Source organism: Bradyrhizobium sp. USDA 223 (assembly GCF_044909005.1).
Classification (GTDB): domain Bacteria; phylum Pseudomonadota; class Alphaproteobacteria; order Rhizobiales; family Xanthobacteraceae; genus Bradyrhizobium; species Bradyrhizobium yuanmingense.
Genome location: NZ_JBIYDR010000001.1, coordinates 4,125,975 through 4,152,003, shown reverse-complemented (window position 1 = coordinate 4,152,003; position 26,029 = coordinate 4,125,975). Strand labels below are relative to the sequence as shown.

The window sequence follows — 26,029 nt, the reverse complement described above, 5'->3', positions numbered from 1 at the left end:
GGGGTATTGTCATGAGCACATTGACGGGGGCGGCCGGCAGTTCTGATCTGAACAACTCCGACTTCAAGCCGGCGCTCTGGACGTCGGGCGACTGGAACGCGTTGTTCGGCTTCGGCACCAACATCCTCGTCAACATGTTGGTGCTCACGGGCCTGTTGCGCTTCGTGCTGAAGATGCCCGACAGCCTCGTGTTCGGCCGCATCCTGCCCGCGCTGGGGCTGATGATGTGTCTCTCCACTTTCTACTACGCCTATCTCGCCTACCGCCTCGCCCAGAAGACCGGCCGCAACGATGTCTGCGCGCTGCCGTCGGGCGTCAGCGTGCCGCACATGTTCATCGTGACCTTCGTGATCATGCTGCCGATCACGCTCAAGACCGGCGATCCGCTCAAGGGCTGGTCGGCGGGTCTCGTCTGGGTATTCTTCCAGAGTTTTATTTTAATGATCGGCGGCTTCATCGCGCCGTTCATCCGCAAGATCACGCCGCGCGCGGCGCTGCTCGGCACGCTCGCGGGCGTCTCCGTCACCTTCATCTCGATGCGGCCGGCGCTCGAGATGTACATGACGCCGCAGATCGGTCTCGTCTGCTTCGCCATCATCCTGGTGAGCTGGTTCGGCGGCGTGAAATATTGGCGCGGCATTCCCGCGGGCCTCGTCGCGATCGCGGCCGGCATGATCATCGCCTGGGGCTCGAACCTGTTCGGGCTCGGCCTCGGCGGCCTGAGCATCGCGGGTGTTGGCGCGGCCTTTGCCAATTTCGGGTTCTCGGTGCCGATCCCGGCGCTGGGCTATGTCTTCTCCGGCTTCGAATTCCTCGGCATCATCCTGGTCACGGCCATTCCGTTCGGCATCTACGACCTCGTCGAGGCCATGGACAATGTCGAGAGCGCGGAAGCGGCCGGAGACGACTATCCGACCACGCGCGTGCTCACCGCCGACGGCGTCGTCAGCCTGATCGGCTGCCTGATGGGCAATCCCTTCATCAACGCCGTCTATATCGGTCATCCCGGCTGGAAGGCGATGGGCGGCCGGATCGGCTATTCGGCTGCGACTGGCGTCATGGTGGTGGTGCTGTCCTGGTTCGGCATCATCTCGGTGCTGCTGGCGCTGGTGCCCGTCGTCGCAATCTCGCCGATCCTGCTCTACATCGGCATGCTGATCGGCGCGCAGGCGTTCCAGACCACGCCGGTCAAGCACGCGCCTGCGATCGTGCTGGCACTGACCCCGCACCTTGCGGCGTGGGCCAAGCTCCAGATCGATACGATGCTGGCCTCGACCATGACTGCGGCAGCAACCGTCGGCGGGATGGCGGCGGACAAGGCCGACGCAGTCAAAACGGCTGCGATTGCCGCGCTGCCGCAGCAAGGCGTGTTCTATCACGGCCTCGAGGTGATGGGCGGCGGCTCCATCCTCGGCGGCCTCATCCTCGGCGCCATTGGTGTCTTCATCATTGAGCGCGATTTCGAGAAGGCCTCCGCCTTTGCGCTGGTCGGGGCAACCCTGACCTATTTCGGCTTCATGCATGGCGAGGCCGTCGGCATCGGCGGCGGCTTTGGCGTGACCCCCGCGGTCGCGCTGGCCTACGCCGTGATGGCCGCCGGCCTGTTCGCCGCCAGCAAGCTCGGCGCTAGCGAGCACTATGGCGCGCATCCGGAGATGTCGGCCGCGCCGGCGGAGTAGGCCTGGCTTTCACTTGAGGAAGCGGCCGGGCGATCGCCCGGCCGCTTCTGTTTCAGGGGCGTACCGCCGGCGTTTCCATCGGCAGGCCGCGCGCCCGCGACATCAGGTACAGTTCGAGCGCAACCAGCTCGGGTGAGCCGTAATCATAGGCCTGGGCGCGGACGCCGCTCATGCAGCTGCGCAGCCGCCGCTCCAGCGACCCCAGCGTCTGCCATTCCAGTCGATACAGCGGATAGCCGGTCGGCTGTCCTTGCGTGATCGGGGCGCCGGCGAGGCGCTTGTCGAAATTGTCGTCATGGCAGTTGGTGCAGGCAAGGTTGAGCTGGCCTTCGCGCTGCATGAAGAGGTCGCGGCCCTGGTCGACAAACGGCTTGAGCTGCGGATCGTCGCCGGCGGTGATCGGAATGCTGCGTGACTGGTGGCCGACGAGGGCGGACAATGCGAGCAGGTCGCGGCTCTCGTAAGGTAGCGGCGTTGCCTGCTGATGATTGGCCCGGCAGAGATTGATGCGCTGGTCGAGCGTGACGGGGCGCGCAAGTGCTTTGTCGAAGGCGGGATAACGCGCCGCGACGCCCTTCATGCTGGTGCGCGCATCGCCATGACAATCGGCGCATGCCCTGTCGGCGCTGCCGGTCTTCTTCTTCCACAGCTGCTCGCCGTCGAGCACGAACAGCATGCCGGGATTGGCGGTGTCGTCATCCTGCATCGCGCGGGTGTCCGGACCCATGAAGGCATAGCCGGAGCGGCGCGCATCGGACGGGATCTCTCCGGCGAGCAGGGCGGGGGCCGTGACGAGCAATATCGCCGCCGCTATCGCGCGCCAAGAGATCATCCGACCGTGATCGATGCCGATGCGGTGGACGAATAGCCGTTGTCGCCAATCCACTCGAACTCGAACTTGCCGCTCTCCTTGGCCACCGTGAAGAACGACAGATATGGGTTCGCCGCAATCGCCGGAAACAGGTCGGCACGAAAGATCTCGGCGCCGTTGTAGCGGCAGATGAAGCTCGTGATGATGTCGCGCGGCACGAGCTTGCCGTCCGCGGTGTGGCGGAATCCCGTTTCCATGATGTGCGAGGTCAGCGTGCGGATCTCGATGATCTCGCCGCGTCTGGCTTTCGAGGGAACGTTGATGAGGGCGGCCATCAGTTCATCTCCTCGGTGCAGGCCGCCAGCGTCACGACGACATCGGCGGCAACCTGCCAGAACGTGTCGTCGGACAGGCGCGCGATCGCGACCACCTTCTGGGTGTCGGCGAGCCGGATCCGGGTCGAGACCTGGGCTCGGCCGGCGGAAGGACCAAGATAGAAATTGCCGATGTTCGGCTGCGGGTTCTTCTCGTTGAAGACGTGGATGCTCTTGACGTGGTCATCCGCCGTCATCGGGCTCGCAACGCTGACTGTCACCGGCACCGTGTTGCCGTTCTCGACCAGCGGCGGAATGTCGAGCCTGATCCTGCCGTTGCGAAGCTGGGCTTCGCCGACGAGGTTACGGATCGCAGCGTTGAGCATCGCCGGCGTCGCTTGAAGCGGCCGCAGCGTCACGATCGGGACCGTGCCGGCGACTGTCACGCCTCCGGCAAGGTTCAAGAATTGTCGTCGCGTCGTTGGCATGAACCTAGTCCCGAAGCGTTGCAAGAAAGGCCACGATGTCCTCGATCTCCGCAGCCGACAGGATCGGCTTGCCGGCGAAGTTGCGTCCGACGCGGACGAGGCCATCGTTGCGATAATAGAACGGCATGATGGTGTCCGGATTGAAGCGCGAGGCATCGACCAGTCGAAGCCGCAACTGGCTCGCGGACCACCGGTTCCCGGCACCGGCAAGATCAGGCGCGAGGTCGCCCTGGAACCGCGTTTCCGGAAATGGGCCCGAATGGCAGAGGATGCACGTCGTCGTGCGAGTGAGCACCAGCGCGCGCCCGCGCGCGGCATCGCCGGGTGAGCCGGTGAGCGAGGCGGGAATGCCGTCGCCGACGATCTTGTAGGGTACGAGCTCTTCGGCTCTCGCCCCAGCGGCAAGTGCAAGGCTTAGCGTAATCACCGCAGCGACGACCGATGGAATGTGAGACGAGAGATCCAGCCGCAAGCTCCTCTTACCTCTCCCGCTTGCGGGAGAGGTCGGCGCGCAGCGCCGGGTGAGGGCTCTTTCCTCTTGGGGGGTCTCGCGAGCGGAGACACCCTCTCCCCAACCCTCCCCCGCAGACGGGGGAGGGGGCGCACTGTGGTCGTGGCGGCGGGCTCGTTCCATCATTGCCCTAGCCAAAGGTGTCCGCCGTGATGGCTTCAAACCAGCGCTCCGCCTCTGCCGCTTCGCGCGCCCGCAGTTCGGGCGGCGCGCCGACCGGGCTGGTGGTGCCGCCCTCGATCTCGGCGAAGATGTCGCCCCTGGGCTCGTAATTGCCGGCCAGCGAGAAGCCGTAACCGGGCGCGACGACGTTGTAGCAGACGCCTGTCAGGCGCGGCGTCTCCGGCCCGCGGCCTGCAAAGAGATTCACGATCGCGCCAGCACAGGCCATGCCTTGCGCACTCGCAGCGGATGCCGATTTTGGAATGCCGCCGCCGAGGCAGGCATCGCCAACGACGTGGACGTTCGGAACGAGTTTCGACTCGAACGTGACGGGATCGATCGGGCACCAGCCCGTCGCGTCCGCAGCGCCCGCGATGGCGGCGATGCGCCCCGCGCGCTGCGGCGGGATGACGTTGGCGACATCAGGGGTGTAGTTGCCGAACTCCGTGACGATGGTTCGCGTCGTCGGATCGATCGAGGTGACGCGGCCGCCTTGCGACAGTGCGACGCGCTCGATCATGTCGCCATAGAGCTCCTTCCACGCCTTCTCGAACAGCCGCTGTTGCGAGAAGGCGTCCTTGGCATCGAGGATCAGAACTTTCGACCGCGGCTTTCTCGACTTCAGGTAATGCGCGATCAGGCTCGCGCGCTCGTAGGGCGCTGGCGGGCACCGGGAAGGATTGGCCGGGATTGCAATGGCGACCGTGCCGCCGTCCGCCATCGCCTCCAATTGCCGGCGCAGCAAAAGCGTTTGCGCGCCAGCCTTCCAGCCATGCGGCATCGTCTCCGACGCGGCACCGTCGTAGCCGGGCAGGGCCTCGAGATGGAAGTCGATGCCGGGCGAAAGCACGAGGCGGTCATAGCCAAACGTGGTGCCATCGCCCGTCGTCACACGACGCGTCTGCGTGTCGATGCCCGTCGCAGCTTGTGTGACGATGCCGATGCCCCCGGCGGCAAGCTTGTCATAGCCGAACTGCTGCGCCTCTATCTCGCGCAGGCCCGCGATCACCTCGTTGCTGAAGGGACAGGAGATGTAGGTCTGGTTCGGCTCGATCAGGGTGACCTGTAATTTAGCATCGGCGCGCGCGAGCGCGCGGGCGCAAGCCGCGCCGCCAAAGCCGCCGCCGACCACGACGACGCGGCCCGCCGATTGCGCGCGCAGGATCGAAGGTGCGGCGAGCGATGTAGCCGCGACGGCGATGCCGAGGACGGCATTCCGCCGCGTCACCGGCGCATTCATGAGACTTGTCCGGAAAATGCTGCGGCGGCCGATACGGCCGCCGCGATTTGACGTTTGAGCATGATCTTTTCGGACAACCGCTCCACACTTCTCCGGATCATGCTTTACGCGAAGGTGATGTTCTGGTCGCGCAGCGGCACATGGCGGATGCGCTTGCCGGTCGCGGCGAAATACGCGTTCAGCACCGCCGGCGCCGCGATGCCGATGGTCGGCTCGCCGACGCCGCCCCAGAACCCGCCGCTCGGCACCATCACCGTCTCCACCTTCGGCATCTCGTTGATGCGCATCGAATTGTAGGTGTCGAAGTTGGTCTGCTCGATCTTGCCGCCCTTCACCGTGCAGCCGCCGTAGAACAGCGCGGAGAGGCCATAGACGAAGGAGCCGGCGACCTGCCGTTCCACCTGCGCCGGATTGACGACGTAGCCGGGGTCGGTGGAGGCGACGATGCGATGCACCTTGATCTTGCTGCCCTCTGTCACCGAGATCTCGGCGGCGCCGGCGACATAGCTGCCATAGCCCATCACCTGCGCGATGCCGCGATAGACGCCTTGCGGCGCCGGCGTGTTCCAGCCGATCTTCTCGGCCACCGCATTGAGCACCGCGAGGTGCTTGGGATGATTGCCCATCAGCTTGCGGCGGAATTCGAGCGGGTCCTGGCCTGCGGCATGGGCGAGCTCGTCCATGAAGCATTCCATGTAGATCGCGTTGTGATTGACGTTTACGCCGCGCCAGAAGCCGGGTGGGACGTGCGGGTTGCGCATCGCATGCTCGACCAGAAGGTTCGGCACCGAATAGCCGAATGCGGCTTCGCCGGATTGGGCGACGCCCTGGAATGCCGCGGGATCCATGCCGTTCTGCAACGCTTCGGGGCGGAGCGAGAACAGGATCGATTGCCCGGACAGGCGGTAGTGCAGCGCGATCAGGTTGTTGTTGGCATCGAACGCGCCGGTCATCTTGCACTGGGTGATCGGGTGATACCTGCCGTGCGCCATGTCCTCTTCGCGCGACCACAGCAGCTTGACCGGCGTGCCCGGCATCTGCTTGGCGATCATGACGGCCTGGCGGACATAGTCGGTCTGGCCGCGCCGGCCGAAGCCGCCGCCTAACATCACCTTGTGCACGTCGCACTTCTCGGCCGGCAGGCCGGACGCTTCCAGCACCGCTGCAAACGCCGCCTCGCCGTTCTGCGTGCCGCACCAGACCTCGCATCGGTCCGCCGTGTAGAGCGCGGTGGCATTCATCGGCTCCATCGTGGCGTGGTTCTGGTAGGGATAGGAGTAGACGGCCTCGACCTTCTTGGCGGCGCCGGCAATCGCGGCCTTCGCGTCGCCGTTCTTGTTGCCGACATAGGCCGGCTGCGCATTGTCGAGGCCCTCGGCCAGCCATTTCGCAATCGACTCGCTGGAGACTTTTGCGTTGTCGCCTTCGTCCCAGACGATCGGCAGCGCCTCCAGCGCGGTCTTGGCGTGCCACCAGGTGTCGGCGACGACGGCGACGGCGGTGTCGCCGACCTTGACCACCTTCTTGACACCTTTCATGTTGGCGATCTTGGCTTCGTCAAAGCTCTTCAGCTTGCCGCCGAACACCGGGCAGTCCTTGATCGCGGCGTTCAGCATGCCCGGCAGCCTGACGTCGGCGCCGTAGATCATGGCGCCGGTGGTCTTGTCGACCGTGTCGAGCCGATTGACGCCCTTGCCGATCAGCTTCCAGTCCTTCGGATCCTTCAGCTTGACGTCAGCCGGCGGCGTCAGTTTCGCCGCGGCCTCGGCGACCTTGCCGTAGGTCGTGGTCTGGCCCGAGGGCGTATGGGTGATGACGCTGTTCGCGGCCCTGCATTCGGACGCCGGCACTTTCCATGCGTCGGCTGCGGCCTGGATCAGCATCACGCGCGCGGTGGCGCCGCCCTTGCGGACATAGTCCTGCGAGGAGCGGATGCCGCGGCTGCCGCCGGTCGAGAAATCACCCCAGACGCGCTTGCGGGCGACGCTCTGGCCGGGGGTCGGATATTCGGTCGTGACCTTGGTCCAGTCGCATTCGAGCTCCTCGGCAACGAGCTGGGCGAGGCCGGTCAGCGAGCCCTGGCCCATCTCCGAGCGGGCGATGCGGATCACCACGGTGTCGTCGGGCCTGACCACGACCCAGGCGCCGATCTCCGGCGAGCCGTCGGCGGCGCGGACCACGGCGGGGCCGCCGAAGGGCAGGTCGAGGCCGATGGCAAGGCCGGCACCGACCGCAGCGGTGCCGATGACGAAGGCGCGGCGGTTGAGCCGCGGCGATATATGCTTGTTCATGTGGGGATTTCCTTACGCGCTCGCGATCGTGTGGATCGCCTCGCGCACCTGCTGGAAGGTGCCGCAGCGGCAGATATTGGTGATGGCCTCGTCGATGTCGGCGTCGGTCGGCTTCGGCTTCTCGTTCAAGAGCGCGGCCACCGCCATGATCATGCCGCTCTGGCAATAGCCGCATTGCGGCACGTCCTGGGCGATCCAGGCCTCCTGCACCTTGTGCAGCGTATTGCCCGAGGCGAGCCCCTCGATGGTGGTGATCTGCTTGCCCTCGGCCTCGCTGACCGAGATGCCGCAGGAGCGCATCGCAACGCCGTCGAGGTGAACCGTGCAGGCACCGCATTGTGCAATGCCGCAACCGTATTTGGTGCCGGTCAGGCCGGCATTCTCGCGGATCGCCCAGAGCAGCGGCGTATCCGGCTCGACGTCGAGCGTGAAGGTTTTTCCGTTGATTGTTAGGTTTGCCATCGCAAGTCCCCTGATTGGCCCAATCCACCGATTGAACTCAGGGGCGCAATGTGTGCGGCAAACTGGAACGGTTCAAATCAACAGTCCGAGGTTCAAATCAACAAACCGAGCGCGGCCAGGGCGCATGGGCCCCGCTCTGGGGTATGGACCGGGAGGCCGTTTTGGCTCATCCAATCGCAATCGATTCGGGTTGAGGCCTTGTTCCGAGGGCGCCAATCCCCGGCTTGAGGCGACGTCCGGCTGTGAATGCCGGTTCCAGGTCCCCGCGCCGCTTGCCCAGCGGCGACAGTTTGTCCCTATTGCCGGGGTGCAAGTCGCGGGCGCTTTGGTACACTGCGCCGACGCAAAAGGAGTTCCATGAACGTGCCGAGTCCCTGCAACGTACTGATGCTCTACCCGCTGTTCTCGGCAGAGTCCTTCTGGACCTTCGGCGAATCCTGCAAAGTGATGGGCGTCAAGCGCCCGGCCGCCCCCCTGGGCCTGATCACCGTCGCTGCGATGCTGCCCGAGAGCTGGACCGTCCGGCTGATCGATTGCAACACGGCACCCTTCGGCGAGGAGGATCTCGCCTGGGCCGACGTCGTCTTCACCGGCGGAATGTTGCCCCAGCAGGCCGACACTTTGCGTCTGATCGAGCTCTGCCGCGCCGCGGGCAAGCCGGTCGTGGTCGGCGGTCCCGACCCCACCTCGAGCCCCCACATCTACGAGCGGGCCGACTTCCGGGTGCTCGGCGAGGCCGAGAGCGTCATGAACGAATTCATCGCGGCCTGGGAGAGCGGCGCGCGATCCGGCCTCTTCACCGCGCCGAAGTTCCAGGCCGACGTCACCAAGACGCCGGTGCCGCGTTTCGACCTGCTCAAGTTCGAGGACTATCTCTATCTCGGTGTGCAATATTCGCGCGGCTGTCCGTTCACCTGCGAGTTCTGCGACATTATCGAGCTCTACGGGCGCGTGCCGCGGACCAAGACGATCGAGCAGATGTTCGTCGAGCTCGAGACGCTCTACAAGATGGGCTATCGCGGCCATCTCGACTTCGTCGACGACAATTTCATCGGCAACAAGAAGTCGCTGCGGCAGTTCCTGCCGAAGCTCGCCGAATGGCAGCGCACGCACGGCTATCCCTTCGAATTCTCCACGGAAGCCTCGGTCAATCTCGCCGACGACCCGGAGCTGTTGGAGCTGATGGGTGCGGCCAATTTCTTCGGCATCTTCGTCGGCATCGAAAGTCCGGACCCGGCGACGCTGGTCGCGATGCGCAAGAAGCAGAATACGCGGCGCAACATCGCCGAGAGCATCCACAAGATCTACGCCGCCGGCATGCTCGTCACCGCGGGCTTCATCGTTGGCTTCGACAACGAAAAGGTCTCGATGGCGGAGGCGATGATCGACTTCATCGAGGAGGCGGCAATCCCCGTCGCCATGGTCGGCCTGCTCTATGCCTTGCCCAACACGCAGCTCACGCGCCGGCTGGAGCGCGAAGGCCGGCTGCATTCCGGGCACGACGTGGCGCCGACGATTGGCGCCGATCAGTGCACGGCGGGCATCAATTTCGATCCGGTCCGCCCGTTGCGTGACATCCTGACGGACTACAAGCGGGTGCTGGAACACATCTACAGCCCGGCGGCCTATGCAGCACGTGTCGACCGCCTGATGACGCTGCTCGACCGCTCCCGGCAGCGCTCCGAACTTGCCGAAGGTGACATCCGCTCCAAGCTCGGGGCCATGGAGACCGTGCACAAGGTGGTGTCCGCGCTTCCCGAGGCGCGGGGGCCGCTCTGGCAAACCTTCATGAACTGCGCCAAGCGCGACACGTCGTCCGCACGCATCGCCGTGCAGATGATCGCGGCCTATGCGCATCTCGGACCGTACTCGCGCAAGGTCATCGCGGCGATCGACCAGCGCCTGGCCGCGCTGGACAGCGAGGCCGTCGCTCCTGTGGCTGTCGGCGTGACGGCGGCCTGAGGCCTTACTTCACCGCGAGCCGCAGGAAGCTCATCACGCTGCCGAGCGCGGCAAAGCCCGCGCCGAGCGCCAGCGCCAGCGTCGCGCCCTCGTGGCCAGCGAGTGCGAAGCAGGCGGCGGCGAGCGCCGCGCCGGTGGTCTGCCCGGTCAGGCGCGCGGTGGCGACGATGCCGGAGGCGCTGCCGCTGCGGTGCGGCGGCGCGCTTGCCATCACCGCCTTCATGTTCGGCGCCTGGAAGAAGCCGAACCCCATGCCGCAGATCACCATCCGCCAGATGATGTCGGCAATGGCGGGATTGGCCGGCAGCGTCGCCAGCAGCGCCATGCCGAGACCGAGCAGCACGAGCCCGATGCCGCCGAGCAGGCCGACGGCATGGCGGTCGGAGAGGCGGCCTGCGATCGGCGCCATGATGCCGACCACCAGCGGCCAGGGCGTCATGAAGAAGCCGGTCTCGACCTGCGAGCGGCCGAGCACATCCTCGAAATAGAACGGCAGCGAGACGAAGGCGAGGCCCTGGACGGCGAAGGAGCACACCGCCGTTGCCGCCGACAGCGCGAACATCGGCCTGGCGAACAGGTCGATCGGCAGCATTGGCGCGGGATGATCGGCGTGGCGGCGGGTCAGGATCACGCCAAGCACGAGGGCGGTGACCAGCTCGATGCCGACCACGAATGGCGACAGATTGTGCGCGGCGCTGCCGATGCCGGTGATGAACAGGCCGAGGCAGGCGGTGGCCAGGATCGCGCCGAGCAAGTCGAAGCCGTGATCGGCGCGCGGAGTCTTCGGCAGCATGGCAAAGCCAATGCCGATCGCGATGAGGCCGAACGGGATGTTGACGGCGAACAGCCACGGCCACGGTCCGAGCGCGAGGATGGCAGAGGCGATCGAGGGCCCGATGGTGAAGGCGGTCGCGACCACCAGCGCGTTGTGGCCGAAACCGCGGCCGAGCATGCGGCCGGGATAGACGAAGCGCACCAGCGCGGTGTTGACGCTCATGATGCCGCTCGCTCCCAACCCTTGGAGGGACCGCGCCAGCAACAGGCTGTCGAGCGACCAGGCCACCGCGCAGAACAGCGAGGCAATGGTGAACAGGATCAGGCCGCCGAGATAGATGCGCTGGTGCCCGACGATTTCGCCGAGCGCCCCGAGCGGCAAGAGCGTCGCCACCAGCGCGATCTGGTAGACGTTGACGACCCAGACCGATTGCTCCGGCGTGACGTGCAGGTCGGCTGCGATGGCGGGCAGGGCTATGTTGGCGATCGCCGTGTCGAGCGAGGCCATCGCGAGCGCAGTGAAGATCGCCGCGACCGCCCAGCGCCGCTGCGCGGCCGGCAGGCCGTCGGCGGTGGGAGGAGCGGGCTCGCGCGCGGCGGCAGGTAGCGTGATTGTCATTTTCCTTGGCGCGCTGCTCCGGCGGCGGGACGTTCGGCATGTACTACGGAGGCGCCGGCTTCCACAGGCGCAAGCTTGCATGCTGTGTATGCGCGAAGGTCAGGCAATGCGGCTGCGCTGCGAGCGCAGGGCCAAAACAAAAGTCGAAAAACAACCCCATGCACAGTAGGAGGCCCTTTGATCGAAAAGGCATTTTCTCGCCGTGTCGAAAACGGCGGTCGCAGCCGCCATCAAGTTGACCCGTCGGGCAAAACACTGGCAGGATGCCAGCGTGCCAGCGATCAGGCCGGGAGCAGGCCGCATGCGCGTCCTGCGCGCCGTCTCCGCCACGCCGACGTTGAGGCAGATCAACACTCCGCCCGCGCGGCCGCTCGACCTTTCCATCAGCGCATCGATGGAAGGGCGGCCACATGCAGACTCTGCTCAGGGAAATCCGGAATACCCCTTTGCTCTGGATGCTGGCCTTCGTGCCCATCGTGCTGGTGGCAGAGGCGGTGGCGCCGCATTCCCATACGCTGCTGTTCGTGCTCGCGGTGCTGGCCATCGTTCCGCTGGCGGCGCTGCTCAGCCACGCCACCGAGGCGGTTGCCGCGAAGACCGGCGATGCCGTGGGCGGATTGCTCAATGCAACGCTCGGTAATCTGACCGAGTTGATCATCGCCATCACGGCACTGCGGGCCGGCCAGTACATGCTGGTGAAGGCCTCGATCGCGGGCGCGATCGTCACCAACGCGGTGTTCATGCTGGGCGCCTGCCTGCTGCTCGGCGGCCTGCGCTATCACGTGCAGGAATACAACCGCGCCGGTGCGCGGCTTTCGTCCGGCCTGCTGCTGATGGCGACCGTCGCCCTGCTTGCGCCTTCGGCGGTCGCCGATCTCGACCACCTGCCGCAGGGCGGGGGCATCCTCAACAAGCTCAGCCTCGGCATTTCGGTCCTGCTCATCATCGCTTACGGGCTCGGCCTGTTGTTCTCGCTTCGAACGCACAAGGAATTGTTCGCAAGCGCCGGTCACGGCCACGACGACAAGGAGGCGCACTGGCCGATCGGAACGGCCGTCGGCACGCTGCTGGTCGTCACCGTGCTGGTCGCGTTGGTCAGCGAGATCTTCGTCGAATCGGTGCAGAAGGCGGCGGAAACCTTCGGAATGAGCCCGGCCTTCGTCGGCTTCATCGTCGTCTCGCTGGTCGGCGCCGCCGCGGAATTCGCGGTGGCCTTCGCCGCGGCGCGCAAGGACCGGCTCGACATGGCCGTCAGCATCGCGCTCGGCAGCGCCTCGCAGATTGCGCTGTTCGTCGCACCCGCTTTGGTGCTGCTCAGCTATGTCGTGGGGCCGAAGCCGATGGACCTGCAGTTCTGGCCGGGCGCCGTCACCATGATGATGATCGCGACGGTGACGTCGGCCTTCATCACGTCCAGCGGGCGCTCGGCCTGGTTCGTCGGCGCCCTGCTGATCTTCATCTATGCGGTGTTCGCGCTGACGCTGTACGTGGTGCCGCCGGCGGGACAGGGGTGAGATTCGGTGCCCTTCGATCTCGCGCCGGCAGGCTATTGGTCGCGCGAGATCATGCCAGCCCCAGGCCGCCATCGACGGCGATGACCTGACCGGTTACCCACGCCGAGGCCGGACCGGCGAGTTGGACGACCCATTCAGCAACATCCTCGGGCACGCCGCGGCGGCCGAGCGGTATGCTGCCGCGCTCCTGTTCCTCGACCGCTGCGGCCTGCTCCGCCGACAATCCCATCATGCCCGTCAGCGCGCCCGTCTCCGTTGGGCCCGGTGCAACGGCGTTCACCCTGATCCCGAACGGGGCCAGTTCCAAGGCCCAGCATCGCGTCAAATGCTCCACGGCGGCTTTGCTGGCTGCGTAGTGAGATAGTCCCGGCGCCGCTTTGTGTCCGAAGGTGCTGGAGACGTTGACGATCGCGCCGCGCCTGGCCTTGAGATGGGGAAGCGCTGCCGACGCGAGCAGACTTGGGCCGAGCACGTTGACAGCGAAGATGTCTGTGATGCGATCGGCAGTGACATCGGCGAGCGACAGGATTGCGCCCGCGCCGGCATTGTTGACCAGCGCGTCGAGGCGGCCCCATTTGTCGAGCGCCTTCGCAATGGTTCGCTTGGCGTCCTCGGCGGACGCTGCATCCGCCGTCATTCCCGCGATGTTCTCGTGTTGCAGCGTGGTCTCCTGGATCAGGCTCGCCCGGCGGCCGGTGATCAGCACCTGATAACCTTGTTTCGCGAAGCGGAGCGCCGCTGCGCGGCCGATGCCTGACGTGCCGCCGGTGACGACAACGACCTTTTGATCTTGCATGTTCTCATCTCTCGTGCGGTCAGCCGCACCAATTGGTCGGAGTTTGCACGCCGCGGCGGCCGATTCCCGGTGTACCGGCCGCCGTGACGGGTGTGATCTGAAGAGCGCGCGCTCGATCATCCGTGGACGCGCGCTCCCGTTCAGCCGGTTCTTGCCGGTCAGTAGTCCCAGAACACCGGGACCCAGCGGAAGGCATCGCCGGCGGCCGCGACATGGCCGACCGATGGGAACGGCATGTGCGTGGCCACCAGCAGCTCGCCGCTCTGCGCAAGCTCCCGCAACAGCTGGATACGAACGCGCGCCGCCTCCTCAGGGTCGTGCTCGAAGCCGTTGTGCCATTCGGGTTGGTCGAACCCGACCGCAAACACGGCATCGCCGGCAAAGGTCAGCGCTTCGCCGCCGGACGCCACGCGGACCACGCTATGTCCGGGCGTGTGACCGCCGGTGCGGCGGACGACGACACCGGGTGCAACCTCGTGCTGCTCCTCGAACGGCCGGATCTGGCTGCCGTACATCTTCACGAACTGCTTGGCGGCGGCCCGAAGTGCATCGGGAAATCCCTGCGGCATGTTGGTATGCGTGAAATCGGGCGACTCCCAGAACTTGACCTCGGCGGCGGCCACGTGAATCCGCAGGTCCTTGCGCAGCCGCTCCTTCACGCCGTCGACCAGCAAGCCACCGACGTGATCCATGTGCATGTGGGTCAACACGAGATCGGTCACGGACGAGAGGTCGATTCCGGCGGCCTCCAGGCGCTTGATCAACTGTCCGGCGCGCGGCAGATGCAGATCGGGATCGGACCCAAGTCCGGCGTCGATGAGAATGGTCTTGTCGCCACTTCGCACCATCACCGCATTCAGTGCCCAGTCGAACGCATCCTGAGGCAGGAACATCTCGCTCAACCAGTTGGCCCGTACGGCGGGGTCTGCGTTGTGCGCCAGCATGGTGGTCGGGAGCGGCAGCACGCCGTCGCTGACCACCAGCACGTCAATGTCGCCAATGCGCACCGCGTAGCGCGACGGCACGAGCTCTTCGGGTTTCGCGGCGATGGAGGCGTTGTGCAGATTCATGTTGGTCTCCTTTTCAAGGTTGGGGGCAGTTGCTAGAGCGCCGTGACGCGCTCGGGATCGGCGGAGGCGAGCGCTGCGGCGCGTTCGGCTTTGGGCGGATAGATCCAGACCGTGTTGATCTCCTGCTTGGTCTTCTTGGCGACGTCGCCGACCATCTCGACCGTGCGCTCCCAGCCGCGGGTGAACAGCGCGCCGGCTTCGCCGAGGTCGAGGCAGGTGACGTAGGCTTTCTGGTGATAGGGTCTGGTCGGAACGCCCAGCAGCTCGGCGGCGGCGTTGTTGCCGGCGAACGCGCCCATCCGGGTCGCGTGTTGACATGACATCAACGCGTAATTGCCGACATCGTCACACGCCGCCCGTGCGGCATCGCCAGTGGCGAAGACGCCGCTGACCGATGGGACGCGTAATTCGCGGTCGACGAGCAGCCGGCCAAACTGGTCGCGTTCGGCCGGGATCTGCGCCGTCAACGGCGCTGCACGGATGCCGGCGGCCCAGATCACCGTCTCGCACTCGATCTGCTGGCCATTGGAAAGCGTGACGCCGGACTTGTCGAGCGAGGCCACGCCGACACCGAGCCTGGTTTCGATGCCGAGCTTCTGCAGCGCCTCCTCGATGATAGGGCGGGGGCCTGCGCCCATATCCGGGGCGATCGCCTCGTTGCGGTCGACTATGACCACGCGCAGCCGGGCGTCCTTGCCGAGAATCTTGCGCAGGCGCGACGGCACCTCGGTTGCCGCCTCGATGCCGGTGAATCCGCCGCCGGCGACGAGGACGGTATTGCGTGCCTTCGAGGCCGGGCGACTCGACAGCCCGTGCAGGTGACGATCGAGCGCAATGGCATCATCGAGCTGGTCGACGCTGAAACCGTATTCGGCAAGGCCAGGAACGTTCGGCCGGAACAGCCGGCTGCCGGTGGCGACCACCAGCCGGTCGTAGGACAGCTTTCTCCGCGTGCCTTGCGCAGCAGCGATCTCGACCACCTTGGACTTGGTATCGATTGCCTCGGCATGGCCACGGACATAAACGACGTCGATCGCCTTGAAGACGTCCTGCAGCGGTGCGGTAAGGGTCTCGGGCTTTGGTTCGTAGAGTCGCGGGCGAACCACGAGCGTCGGTTCGGGTGCGACGAGCGCGATCTCGAGCTTGTCGGGCGAAGCGCCCTGAATGTCGCGCAGGCGGGCGGCTGAAAGGGCGGCATACATGCCGGCGAAGCCGGCGCCGATGATGGCGATGCGCATGTTGATTTTTCCTCGAGTGATGTGATTGGGATGAAGGCCGGGCTATGCCGTCACGAACCTGAGCAAGTCGGCATTGACGATGTCCGGATGGGTCGTGCAGACGCCGTGTGGCAGCAGATCGTAGATTTTGAGGGTGCTGTGCTTCAAAAGCCGGGCGGACAGCGGCGCGGAGTCGGCGATGGGGACGATCTGGTCGTCGCTGCCGTGCAGGACGAGCGTCGGCACGGCGATGCTCTTCAGGTCTTCGCTGAAATCGGTCTCCGAGAAGGCCTTGATGCCGTCGTAATGGGCCTTGGCGCTGCCCATCATGCCTTGACGCCACCAGTTCCAGATCGCCGCCTGCGAGGGCTCGGCGCCCGGACGGTTGTAGCCGTAGAAGGGGCCGCTCGCGAATTCGAAATAGAACTGCGACCTGTTGGCCGCGAGCTGCCGGCGCAGGCCGTCGAAGACCTCCAGGCGCAATCCACCGGGATTCGACTCGGTCTTCAGCATCAGGGGTGGCACGGCACCGATGAGCACAAGCTTGGCCACGCGGTCACGGCCGTGACGGGCAACGTATCGCGTCGCCTCGCCGCCGCCGGTGGAGTGGCCGACGTGAATGGCATTGCGAAGATCGAGGTGCTGGGCGAGGGCGGCGACATCGGCGGCATAATGATCCATGTCGTGGCCGTCGCTGACCTGGCTGGAGCGGCCATGGCCGCGGCGGTCATGGGCGATCACGCGAAAACCCTTGCCGAGGAAGAACAGCATCTGGGCGTCCCAGTCGTCGGCGCTGAGCGGCCAGCCGTGATGGAAGACGATCGGCTGCGCGGACTTCGGTCCCCAGTCCTTGTAGAAGATTTGGACACCGTCGCTGGTGGTGACGAAGGCTGCACCGTCGTTCTTGCCGACCGAAAGCGCGGCGCTCTCGGCATCGCGGCCTACCGCCGAGGTGGAGCGGACGGTCAATGACGCCGCGTACAGAAGTGTGGTTGCCAGGATATTTCGCCGCGAGGTGCTCGCGAGCCGACTGACGGATGTGATCAAGGGCATTTGCTGCTTCCATTGCAGGTGGGGGGCACCATGAATGTCTAGCGAACCGGGCTTGCCCGTGCCCCAGCGCGATTGCCGCGATTGCATCGCGATTGCTGCTATCGACCGCGCCGCCGCCAATCGCTCGGCGATTCCCCCGTCAGCTTTCGAAACGCGGCGGCAAAGGCGGTCTGGGAGGAGTAGCCGAGCGCGACGGCGATCGAGACGACGGAGGCGTCGGTGTCGCGCAGCATGTTCATGGCTTGCTCGAGCCGGTGCTGGCGCAGCCAGGCATGGGGAGAAAGCCCGGTACTGTCCTTGAATGCGCGGCAGAAGTGAAAGCGCGATAAGCCGGCCTCGGCGGCAAGCGCTGCGAGCGAGACGTCGGCATCACTGTCGGATCGCAACCGCTCGATCGCCCGAAGCAACGTCTTCGGCGCCAAGCCGCCCCTGGCCGGAGCGATCGTGCCCGGCGAGCCGGTGTGCGCAGCCAGAAGACGCGTCGCAAGCAAATCCATGAGTTGCTGTCTGAACAGCGTGTCGAGGGCTTCGTTTCCATCGAGCACGTCCGCTGCGCTCAGGAGCAGGCGGGACGTGACGGGATCGGGATGTGCGGTTCGCTCCAGGAGTTCGGACGGTGCGCCGGCTTCGGCTTCGTCCGCAACGCGCTTCAGCGTTGTCTGCGGAAGGTAGAGCTGTACGACGTCGACCGGTTTTGGAATGTCCCACCGGGAGCTCGACCCCTCCGGAATGATGATGACGACGCCCGGGCGAAAGGTCCCGATTGCGACGGATTGCCCGGAGCGTCGCTCCATGCGCTGCACCGTGCCGTTGTAAGCCATGATGACGTGGTGGCTCATCGGCGCAACGACGTCGTGCAAGGGCTCGTGCTTCCAGTGAGCAATCCCGGCGCCGGAGGAGTCCAGCGCCATGCGGAAAGGCATCGTCCCGAGCACCCGCGCCATCTCCTCACCGGCAGCGGGCCGATCGCCTGACAGGACGACGTCGCGCCGCATTTGAGACGCGGCGGGGATGTCGTTCGGAGATTCGTGCAATACGACTTTGCTCATGGCTTTGCCCGGGTGGCGGCGCGTCGCTGGGGCGCGACAAATCGACCATCGTTTCAGCCGCGCAGAGCGGGGCCGAACAGCCGGTCTTGGCGATCTGCTCAAAGGATGGATCAGGTCCGAAGGCGATCCATCGAGATTCCGATGCCGTTGATTTACAGGTTCTAGGCAGCGCGAAGATCTGTGTCTTTCCTGATACTGCCGCGCATTGCCTGATCCTGCTGCGCGCGTCGGGCGCCCGCTAGTCGCGCGCGTTTGTGAAAAGTCGTGATGTCGACGCTGCGGTTCGGCGGCCCCTCACGTCGCCAAAAGCAAGCACCGAACAATTTGAAATGTTTGACAAATTTGGATGGGATTAGATCGGGGAGGGGTGCGACTTCGTCAATCGTGGACAGCGGTGGGGGATACCGATAAAGGTTCCTGCAAATGGCAGGTTGCTGTGGCCTGCTCTACGACGGCACAGACGAGACACAGGATGATCAGGACAGGCGCGTACGGTGAGCGGATCGGAGCATTCCTCCGCCTCGATGATGTGCCGCCCACGCTGATGACGCGGTCGCTGCGCAACGCCGAGATCGCAGTCACGGAAACGCGAAACGACAATCCGGTGCCGGGTCTGTCCGGTTCGTTTGCTGCGGAAGACGCCTATCTCGTCAGCCTGAAATTGCGCGACTATCCGGAGTGCGAGCTCTGGGAGCAGGGTCGTCACCTCACAAAGGCAGACGTCCATGCCGGGACGACTTATCTATACGATCTCAAGGCCGACCCCCGCTACGTGATCGACAAGCCGTTTCACTCTCTGCATTTCTACGTGCCGCGCTCGGCGCTCGATGGTCTCGCCGATCAGTCGGGGGCGCGGCGCATCGATGCGCTCGACTGCGGCCCCGTCGGGCACGATGATGCCATCATCCGTCATATCGGCGCTTCCTTGCGCGACGGACTGCGCCGGCCGGGCGAGGCCAACCAACTCTTCGTCGACCACATGATGCTGGCGCTCACGGCTCATGTCGCCGAGACCTATGGAGGCTTTCGGCACAAGGCCGAGACCACCCGCGGAGCGCTTGCGCCATGGCAGCTCGCGCGCGCATGCGACAAACTTGAAGCGGATCTCGGCGGCAAGCTGCCGTTGCAGGCGATCGCTGCGGAGCTCGACCTCTCTGTCAGCCACTTCTCTCGTGCGTTTCGCACTGCGACCGGCCTGCCTCCTCATCGCTGGCTTCTGCATCATCGCGTGAGAACCGCCAAGCGCCTGATGCGTGAGCACGGTCTCTCACTGTCCGAGGTTGCTATTTCGGCCGGTTTTGCCAACCAGAGCCACTTCACGAGGGTGTTCTCCGCGATCGTCGGCGTCAGCCCGGGTGCATGGCGGCGCGATGCGCAGGGAGCAGCAAACCGCGAAGGCTAGGCGTGCTTCGTCGCCCCCTTACGGCACAAGCGTGGTGAGCGCGTAGACGACGACCGCAGCGCCGAGACAGCGCCGCCAGGGGTTCACGCCGCGGACGATCTCGTCGGCGCCCCAAATCATCAGTCCGCCTTTGAAGACGATTGTCAGGACGACGCTGGCTCTTCCCGCGGAAGGCCAGATCCAAAGCAGAAGGCCGGCGACGATCACGATCCATAGGATGAGGTTGGGCCATTGCGCGATGGTGATGGCGCCGATTTCGCGGCTCCTGAAGAACCAATCGAGGAATCGGCGCACGATCACCGCGTCGGTCAGATCACGACCTCGCCCTCTTCGCGGCCCTTCCAATACGTGATGCGGTTGGCTTTGACCTTGATCAGGACAATTCCCGGCGTATCGATGCCGTTGTCGAACCACTTGTCGAGGTCGCTGGTCCAATGCTGCTGGAAGGCGGCCTTGTCGCGGATCAGCTCGGCAGTCCCTTCGACCGCGACGTAGATTCCCTTCGAGAATAGGCCCGCCTCCGATGAGAATCCGAGCGCTACCTTGGGATTTCGTTGGATGTCCGACACCGTCCGCGCCTGTTCGTAGGTGAAGTAGTACGAGGTGCCGTCGTAGGCGACGTCGCCATTGTTGCTCATCGGACGGTTGGCAATTTCGCCGTTCTCGGTGTGCGTCGAGAGAATGGCGATGTCGATGCCGGCCATTTGCTTTGAGATTTCGGCGAGCGACTTCTTGGGCATGAACTTTCCTCCAGTGGAGCGGAGGCAACGACTGGATTGGGCCCATGTTCCCTGAAGCCGGGGACGAAGTGCGCGCCCGCGGTTGAGCAATGACTCGCTTATTACCGGCGGCGGTCTGACGGTTGGGCGGTCATGCTCGAAGAGCGTGAGTGTTGCGATCGGCCTCTTGATGCTCCTCGCCGCAGTTCTAGAACTGATCCCGCCGCAGTCCCCATCCACGGGGATCACCGTGCCCATGATTGTACTGCGCCCGCGAGGCGAAAAACACCACGAGCGCACGCACCCATGCGGTCAAACCAGGCCGTTTTCGGCGATTTCGAGCCAGCTGTGGTGGCACGAGAAGAACCGAAGGACACGCCTGAGTGTGTATCGGGCATGGGCCCGATGAGGCAAGTGAAGGACCCGCATCTTGGAGTTACGATCCCAAAATTTGAGGCGCTCCCGACGCGGGCTTGGGCTGTCGACTCGCCTACTGCCAAGATCGGCGCCGCATCGCCAAGGTACCAGTGACTTTTGAACGCTTGCGCATTCGTCGTTCCTCAGCCTTTTCCAGGCGGGTACGAAGGTTCTGAAGCTCCGTCAGTTGAGAGCTGAGCGACAAAACACGTTGACGCAGAATCGCAATACGGTCGCACTGACCACGAGTACTCATGACGCGCCCTAAACTATGACTGTCAGGAAATGAACAGCTGGGCCAAGAAACAGAATGGACTTAAACCTATGAGTGTTGATGACCATAGCAAAGGTTCATGAAATTTGGTTGACACGCGCGGCAGGGACGCCGCCGACCGCGATCGGGACACGCCAAGGGTCAAAGCGCCGTTGGTTCGGTGATTTTGCGCGACCGCCCCAGGTCGATTCCGAGTTCCTTTACGGAAAACCGCTGCTAGAGCACAAGCCCGAGCACCAACCAGCTGGCAACAGACAAACAGACGCCAATTCCCAAATACGGCAATGCAATGCGCATGGTCATTCCTCCATGCCTAGACGCGACGAGAACATGGTCAGATACGCAGATTCGGGGTGCCAGCCCTATATTCCATGCGATGTATGAGCTGTTTAACGGCATCCGACGAGTATATTTAATTTGACTTTTGAATATGGTCAAAATTATATGTATTTGAGTTAATTGTTATATTTAATTTGGGCGTGTCGCCGCGCCGCAACACATTATCTACGCGTGTTCTGATCGGGTGCCGAAACCATGCGAACAGGCTGGGCGATCGCTCCATTGGAGTTGCTCTTGAGAGAGGCGTGATGCATGCGCCAATCAATCGATACTGCACCCAAGGGTCGAGACAACACCCGGATAGATGATGCGGCGGGGGCCGTTGAGCTCGGTCACGGGTTGCCCGAGACGGGCAGATGGGGCGCAAAGGACGGCTCAGCGCTCTGCTCTTCACGGACCCATTGGTTCGGTGAGACCGAGGATATCGATCCCGAGGAGACGGGTAGTTCGCTCATTGCAGCTGTCGTTCTGGTCCCCCTTATCTTCGCTGGGGTAGCCCTGCTCGGTGCTTTCGACCCGTTCAAGGCACAACCGACTGCCGAAATGACTCGAATCGACAGCGGGAGCGCCGCCGGCCTAGACCAGCGGCCTGACTTCGCGACCGGATCGCCAGCACTCCTTCAGAGCGAAACGTCCGAGGCCCCGATTCAGGCAGTCTCTGCAAGCGCGGCGGGCCCGCCACAACGGCTCGACGCCGACGGGCGCAGTGACTCGCTCTCCGGTGAACTGGCCGGCGCGCGCAGGGAGCTCGAAGAGGCGGTCCAGCGCACGCATGCAGCGGAAACTGCTGCGGAGGAGCTGCGGCAGTCTCTTCAAAACGAGCGAGCCCGCAGCGCCGCGTTCGCGGACGAACTTGCCGGAACCCGCCGCGAAGTAGAGGCTCGTATCGCGCAGGCGCGCGAGGCGGACGAGGTGGCCGCACAGCAGAGGGATGCGGCGGCGTGGGAGATCGCTGAACTGCGGCAGTCCCTGCAGCAGGAGCGGGAAAAGAGCGCCGTCCTGGCGACGCGAGTGAGCGCCGCGCAGGCGATAGCGGCAAGCGCTGAGCAAGAACGCTACGAGGCGCAGTCACGCGCCGCCGCCCTCGCGAGCGAGCTTGCCGGCATGACTCGCGGATCGGCTACGGCCGACGGTGCGACGGCGGAGCAAAGCGAGGCGGCGGGCGGGGAGATCGCGGAATTGCGGCAGTCCTTGCAGCAGGAGCGCGAAAGGAACGCAGCCCTCGCGCAACAGGAGGACGCCGCGCGGTCGGCAACGGCGAACGCCGAGCAACAACGCCGTGCCCTCGAAGAGGCACAGGCTCATGCTGCCGCGCTGGAGAGCAAGCTTGCGCAAACGCGCGGCGTCATCGAATCGCTGAACGGGCATCTGCGCGAGGCGAACGATGCAGCCTCGCAGCAGAGACAGGCAGCGAACCGGGAAATCGCCGAACTGCGACAGTCGCTGGAGCGGGAGCGGAGCAGGACTGAAGCCAGGGAGAGAGAGATCGCCTCGGTATCGCGCCTTACCGATCAGCATGCCCCGGCGGCGCAAAGAAGCGACGGCCCGATCTTGTCGACGGCGCAGAACGTGACCGCAACGGAGCCGCCGACGAATCCAGGCCAGGACGAGGTGGAGGCCCGATTGATCCCGCGTGCCAGAGCGTTGCTCGATCAGGGCAATATCGGTGCAGCGCGGATCGTGCTCGAGCTCGCAGCCGAGAAGAACATTGCGCAGGCGACCTTCATGCTCGCGGAGACATATGATCCAGCGGTTCTGGCCGCTTGGGGCGCCTATGGAACGCGCGGCGAGGCGGCCAAGGCGCGCGAGCTCTACGCGAAGGCGCAGAGGAGCGGCATTCGCGGAGCCAAGGAACGACTGGATGCATTGCATCACTGAGAGTGGGCTTTGCATTCATGCTGGGACGAGTGGTTGCAGTGGGCATCCGGAAAGGAACGACATGAACAAGCTGCCAAGGTCGCTCTCGTCGCTCCTGCTCGCCGCGCTGGTGCCGATGGCCGTGCTGCTTCAACCGACTTGCCTGGAAGCACAAACCGCAAGATCCGCCAAGGCGGATGCACAAATCGTCCAACGGCCGCTTCCTCAGGAGAGAGAAAAGGACCGGATGAACGCCTGGACCGTCGGGCTCGCCGGCGGCCTGCTCGAGGGCGCGCCGATCCGCCTCGCGGCCGAAATGGCCCGTGTCGTCGACGACGGAGCACAGCTGCATCTTTTGCCGATCGTCACCCGGGGCGCCACCGACAATCTGAATGCGCTACTCTATCTGCGTGGTGTCGACACCGCGATCATCAATTCCGACGCCCTCGACGAGTACAAGCTTCAGGTTCCGCAGATCCAAAGCCGCATCACCTACCTGCTCAATCTGTTCCCGTCCGAATTGCACATCTTCGTGCGGCCGGAGATCACGAGCCTGCAGGACCTTGCCGGCAAGAAAGTGAACTTCAATACCCAGGGCACCGCAGCCGCCTATTCCGGACCGCTGATCTTCAGCCGCCTCGGCATCGACGTCGACAAGACGTTCATTCCGCATCAGCTTGCCCTGGAACAGATGCGCAAGGGTGAGATGTCGGCCGTGGTGTTCATCACATCGAAGCCCGTCGACGCCTTCGTACGCGGTCGTTGGGAAGCGGGATTCAAGTTTCTCCCGGTCCACTACGACAGGAGATTCGAGGACTATTATCTGCCCGCGACGTTGGACGCGATCGAGTATCCCAATCTGATCAAGCAGGGCGATCGGGTCTCGACCATCGCGGTGCCGACAGCGCTCGTTGCGTTCAACTGGCGGCCAGGCTCGAATCGCTATCAACGCGTGGCGCGCCTCGTCGATTACCTGTTCTCGCGGATCGACCGCCTGCAGGCACCAGGCTTTGATCCGAAATGGCGGTCGATCAATCTCGCCGCAACCATCCCGGGACTCACCCGCTTCCAGGCAGCGCAGGAATGGCTGGATCGCCAGGCACGCAGCGCCCAGGCGAAGCCATGAACGCTGCCGTTGCTCCGCTCGCCGTCGCCTTCAACGTTGCCTGCGGAATCGCTTACGCGCAAAGCACCGGCGATTCCACGGAAGCACTTCGGGCTTGTTCGGGCATGGACGGATCGGCCCGGCAGGAATGTCTTCAAGATTCATCACGTAAGTTGTCACGGCCTGCCCGGCGGGTGTCGGACGATAATTGGCTAGTCAGCGAGACCACCTCGCCGGTCGACTATTCGCCGATCGTCACCGCCACCACATACTCTGTCAGCGGCTCCGATGGAGCCGCGATGCAGCTCGCAATCCACTGCCGCAAAGGCCGCACCGAAGTCACGGTCGCCGGATCGGCGCTGTCACGGAGCGCCAACGAATACGTCATCTCCGTTCGGCTGAATGCGGACACGCCGATGCAACTCGCGGCAGCATCGCCGTCATTCGGCTCCGGCGTCGCTTTCGGGGGCGACGTCGTAAAGTTGCTGAACGCGCTACCCGACGAGGGTCACATCGTCGTGCGCCTTTTCGCCCGCACGGGTCAGGTGCAAGACGGACAATTCCTGCTCAGCGGATTCGAGAAGGTGCGTAGGAGAATGGCGGCTGCATGCAAATGGCCACATAGCGTCGCCAGACCAGGAAGGTGATGGTCAGGGAACGGGAGACACGAGATGATCAATCTGAAGTTGGCGATGGCAGCGATGGCGATGCTGCTCCTGGTCGGATCAGACGCGCAGGCGGAGCTGGACAACCAGTTCAACCCGCACTCGAGCGCGACGAATCAAGTAAGCAATCCGAAGCAACCGGGTAGACAGGCGCAGGCGAGCAAGCCGGGACAGACTCGCACGAGCAAGCAATCCCCTGCGACCAGGGCGGCGATGGCCCAGGCGACAAAGCCCGAGATCGCCAGAAAGCCGCATCAGCTGATATTGCAGGTCAATTCCAATGACCCCGCGATGATGAACCTCACGCTCAACAATGCGAGCAATGTCGCGCAATATTACCGCGATCTCGGTGAACCAGTGTCAATCGAGATCGTCACCTTCGGTCCGGGTCTTCATATGCTGCGCGATGATACCTCGCCGGTAAAGCCACGCATCGAGGTGCTCGCGATGAGCAATCCCGAAATCTCCTTCAAAGCCTGCGGCAACACCCAGGAAAATATGCGGAAGGCGGAGAGCAAGGACGTCAATCTGATTCCGCAGGCGACGGTGGTCAAATCGGGTGTCGTCCGCGTCATGGAGTTGCAGGAACAAGGCTGGAGCTACGTCAAACCGTGAGGTCCGGCGACAATGAGGCCGTCGGATGCGCAGTTGGAGCGGAATGGCTTTAGGTTGAATCGATTGCCATGGGCTCGGTGCAACCTCTCCCGCTCTTGTCCGCCGAAGCCTTGGCGAAGGCGGATGCGGGAGAGGTCACGCCACCTGGCCGCGCCGACGGCGCGCCCGACGACAGGCTCCGGCGCGGGTCAGGGCTTTCTCCTGTCGGGGCTATCCCATTGCGGAAACATTCCCCAGCCCTCTCCCGCAAGCGGGAGAGGGAGTGCACTTACCTTGTAGCAATCAAACTGTCGGCGGCGTGCCAGAAGGCCGCTACGAAGTCCCGCCTTAGAACTGATACCGCCGCAGTCCTCCACCGGGATCACAGTGCCCGTGATGTACCGGGCCACGGGTGAGGCCAGGAACACCGCGAGTGCAGCGAGATCTTCCGGTTCACCCCAATAGCCGACCCGGATCTCCTCCTCGGCAAAACGCTCGCGATAGTCCGGCGGGTATGGTCGCACGCTCCCTTGGTCTTCTGCTTTTGTTGTTCGTTTTCTGCCCTATCCCGTGGGCTTTGCGAATTGCCCGACCGAGACGAGCAGTGGTAACCAAGAGCCTTGCCGAAGGAGCAAGAGCCTTGGC

At 64.4% G+C, this 26,029-nt stretch carries 24 protein-coding genes; 8 read left to right on the top strand and 16 right to left on the bottom strand.

What is annotated here, in order from left to right; translation table 11 throughout:
* The first annotated feature begins 11 nt into the window (after positions 1–11).
* Positions 12–1,679: a regulator gene (locus ABIA40_RS19140; RefSeq protein WP_404542824.1), complete on the top strand. Its 1,668-nt coding sequence runs from the start codon at positions 12–14 to the stop codon at positions 1,677–1,679.
* A 52-nt stretch (positions 1,680–1,731) separates the two neighbouring features.
* Here the strand turns inward: ABIA40_RS19140 and soxA are convergent, their stop codons facing one another.
* The 7 genes from soxA to ABIA40_RS19105 form a co-directional block, all read right to left on the bottom strand.
* Positions 1,732–2,511, bottom strand: a complete 780-nt coding sequence (gene soxA, locus ABIA40_RS19135) for a sulfur oxidation c-type cytochrome SoxA (protein ID WP_404542822.1) — start codon at positions 2,509–2,511, stop codon at positions 1,732–1,734.
* Positions 2,508–2,825, bottom strand: a complete 318-nt coding sequence (gene soxZ / locus ABIA40_RS19130; RefSeq protein WP_404542820.1) for a thiosulfate oxidation carrier complex protein SoxZ — start codon at positions 2,823–2,825, stop codon at positions 2,508–2,510. The genes soxA and soxZ overlap by 4 nt, the downstream gene beginning before the upstream one ends.
* The gene (locus tag ABIA40_RS19125; protein ID WP_157280931.1) at positions 2,825–3,292 is read right to left on the bottom strand and encodes a SoxY-related AACIE arm protein; all 468 of its coding nucleotides are present in this window, start codon (positions 3,290–3,292) and stop codon (positions 2,825–2,827) included. The genes soxZ and ABIA40_RS19125 overlap by 1 nt, the downstream gene beginning before the upstream one ends.
* 4 nt (positions 3,293–3,296) lie before the next feature.
* The gene (gene soxX, locus ABIA40_RS19120) at positions 3,297–3,740 is read right to left on the bottom strand and encodes a sulfur oxidation c-type cytochrome SoxX (RefSeq protein WP_271545676.1); all 444 of its coding nucleotides are present in this window, start codon (positions 3,738–3,740) and stop codon (positions 3,297–3,299) included.
* Positions 3,741–3,933: 193 nt separating this feature from the next.
* A complete protein-coding gene (locus ABIA40_RS19115; protein WP_404542817.1) occupies positions 3,934–5,205 on the bottom strand; it encodes an FCSD flavin-binding domain-containing protein in 1,272 nt (423 codons plus the stop codon).
* Between the two features lie 104 nt (positions 5,206–5,309).
* Complete coding sequence (locus ABIA40_RS19110) at positions 5,310–7,496, bottom strand: molybdopterin cofactor-binding domain-containing protein (RefSeq protein ID WP_404542814.1); 2,187 nt, start codon at positions 7,494–7,496, stop codon at positions 5,310–5,312.
* Positions 7,497–7,508: 12 nt separating this feature from the next.
* Positions 7,509–7,958, bottom strand: a complete 450-nt coding sequence (locus ABIA40_RS19105; protein WP_271545607.1) for a (2Fe-2S)-binding protein — start codon at positions 7,956–7,958, stop codon at positions 7,509–7,511.
* A 357-nt stretch (positions 7,959–8,315) separates the two neighbouring features.
* Here ABIA40_RS19105 and ABIA40_RS19100 point away from each other — a divergent pair, with 357 nt between their 5' ends.
* Complete coding sequence (locus ABIA40_RS19100; RefSeq protein WP_271545606.1) at positions 8,316–9,920, top strand: B12-binding domain-containing radical SAM protein; 1,605 nt, start codon at positions 8,316–8,318, stop codon at positions 9,918–9,920.
* Positions 9,921–9,924: 4 nt separating this feature from the next.
* Here the strand turns inward: ABIA40_RS19100 and ABIA40_RS19095 are convergent, their stop codons facing one another.
* Positions 9,925–11,313 (bottom strand): MFS transporter, encoded by a 1,389-nt coding sequence (locus ABIA40_RS19095; RefSeq protein WP_404542811.1) that lies wholly within the window; start codon positions 11,311–11,313, stop codon positions 9,925–9,927.
* Between the two features lie 410 nt (positions 11,314–11,723).
* On the opposite strand from ABIA40_RS19095, the gene cax reads away from it, so the two are divergent.
* Positions 11,724–12,827, top strand: a complete 1,104-nt coding sequence (gene cax, locus ABIA40_RS19090; protein WP_271545604.1) for a calcium/proton exchanger — start codon at positions 11,724–11,726, stop codon at positions 12,825–12,827.
* Between the two features lie 49 nt (positions 12,828–12,876).
* On the opposite strand, the gene ABIA40_RS19085 is transcribed toward cax, so the two are convergent.
* The 5 genes from ABIA40_RS19085 to ABIA40_RS19065 all read right to left on the bottom strand — a co-directional run bounded on the left by ABIA40_RS19085 (position 12,877) and on the right by ABIA40_RS19065 (position 18,012).
* Positions 12,877–13,743 carry an SDR family NAD(P)-dependent oxidoreductase gene (locus ABIA40_RS19085; protein ID WP_404542807.1) on the bottom strand — a complete coding sequence of 289 codons (867 nt, stop codon included), beginning with the start codon at positions 13,741–13,743 and terminating at the stop codon, positions 12,877–12,879.
* A gap of 38 nt (positions 13,744–13,781) precedes the next feature.
* A complete protein-coding gene (locus ABIA40_RS19080) occupies positions 13,782–14,693 on the bottom strand; it encodes an MBL fold metallo-hydrolase (RefSeq protein ID WP_271545599.1) in 912 nt (303 codons plus the stop codon).
* A gap of 32 nt (positions 14,694–14,725) precedes the next feature.
* Positions 14,726–15,931 (bottom strand): NAD(P)/FAD-dependent oxidoreductase, encoded by a 1,206-nt coding sequence (locus ABIA40_RS19075; protein ID WP_271545597.1) that lies wholly within the window; start codon positions 15,929–15,931, stop codon positions 14,726–14,728.
* A gap of 42 nt (positions 15,932–15,973) precedes the next feature.
* A complete protein-coding gene (locus ABIA40_RS19070; RefSeq protein ID WP_271545595.1) occupies positions 15,974–16,963 on the bottom strand; it encodes an alpha/beta fold hydrolase in 990 nt (329 codons plus the stop codon).
* A gap of 98 nt (positions 16,964–17,061) precedes the next feature.
* Complete coding sequence (locus tag ABIA40_RS19065) at positions 17,062–18,012, bottom strand: AraC family transcriptional regulator (protein ID WP_157280942.1); 951 nt, start codon at positions 18,010–18,012, stop codon at positions 17,062–17,064.
* 472 nt (positions 18,013–18,484) lie between these two features.
* Here ABIA40_RS19065 and ABIA40_RS19060 point away from each other — a divergent pair, with 472 nt between their 5' ends.
* A complete protein-coding gene (locus ABIA40_RS19060) occupies positions 18,485–19,414 on the top strand; it encodes a helix-turn-helix domain-containing protein (RefSeq protein ID WP_271545592.1) in 930 nt (309 codons plus the stop codon).
* Between the two features lie 18 nt (positions 19,415–19,432).
* Here ABIA40_RS19060 and ABIA40_RS19055 read toward each other — a convergent pair whose 3' ends face one another.
* Complete coding sequence (locus ABIA40_RS19055) at positions 19,433–19,708, bottom strand: hypothetical protein (protein WP_271545591.1); 276 nt, start codon at positions 19,706–19,708, stop codon at positions 19,433–19,435.
* A gap of 14 nt (positions 19,709–19,722) precedes the next feature.
* Positions 19,723–20,154: a pyridoxamine 5'-phosphate oxidase family protein gene (locus tag ABIA40_RS19050; RefSeq protein WP_157280943.1), complete on the bottom strand. Its 432-nt coding sequence runs from the start codon at positions 20,152–20,154 to the stop codon at positions 19,723–19,725.
* Positions 20,155–21,415: 1,261 nt separating this feature from the next.
* Here ABIA40_RS19050 and ABIA40_RS19045 point away from each other — a divergent pair.
* From ABIA40_RS19045 to ABIA40_RS19030, 4 genes are all read left to right on the top strand, one after another.
* Positions 21,416–23,041: a hypothetical protein gene (locus tag ABIA40_RS19045; protein WP_271545588.1), complete on the top strand. Its 1,626-nt coding sequence runs from the start codon at positions 21,416–21,418 to the stop codon at positions 23,039–23,041.
* Positions 23,042–23,102: 61 nt separating this feature from the next.
* A complete protein-coding gene (locus tag ABIA40_RS19040) occupies positions 23,103–24,146 on the top strand; it encodes a TAXI family TRAP transporter solute-binding subunit (protein WP_271545586.1) in 1,044 nt (347 codons plus the stop codon).
* A complete protein-coding gene (locus ABIA40_RS19035) occupies positions 24,143–24,772 on the top strand; it encodes a hypothetical protein (protein ID WP_404542802.1) in 630 nt (209 codons plus the stop codon). The genes ABIA40_RS19040 and ABIA40_RS19035 overlap by 4 nt, the downstream gene beginning before the upstream one ends.
* Positions 24,773–24,796: 24 nt before the next feature.
* Complete coding sequence (locus ABIA40_RS19030; protein WP_275496730.1) at positions 24,797–25,405, top strand: hypothetical protein; 609 nt, start codon at positions 24,797–24,799, stop codon at positions 25,403–25,405.
* Positions 25,406–25,593: 188 nt separating this feature from the next.
* Here the strand turns inward: ABIA40_RS19030 and ABIA40_RS19025 are convergent, their stop codons facing one another.
* Positions 25,594–25,908 (bottom strand): SDR family oxidoreductase, encoded by a 315-nt coding sequence (locus tag ABIA40_RS19025; protein WP_271545580.1) that lies wholly within the window; start codon positions 25,906–25,908, stop codon positions 25,594–25,596.
* Positions 25,909–26,029 lie beyond the last annotated feature (121 nt).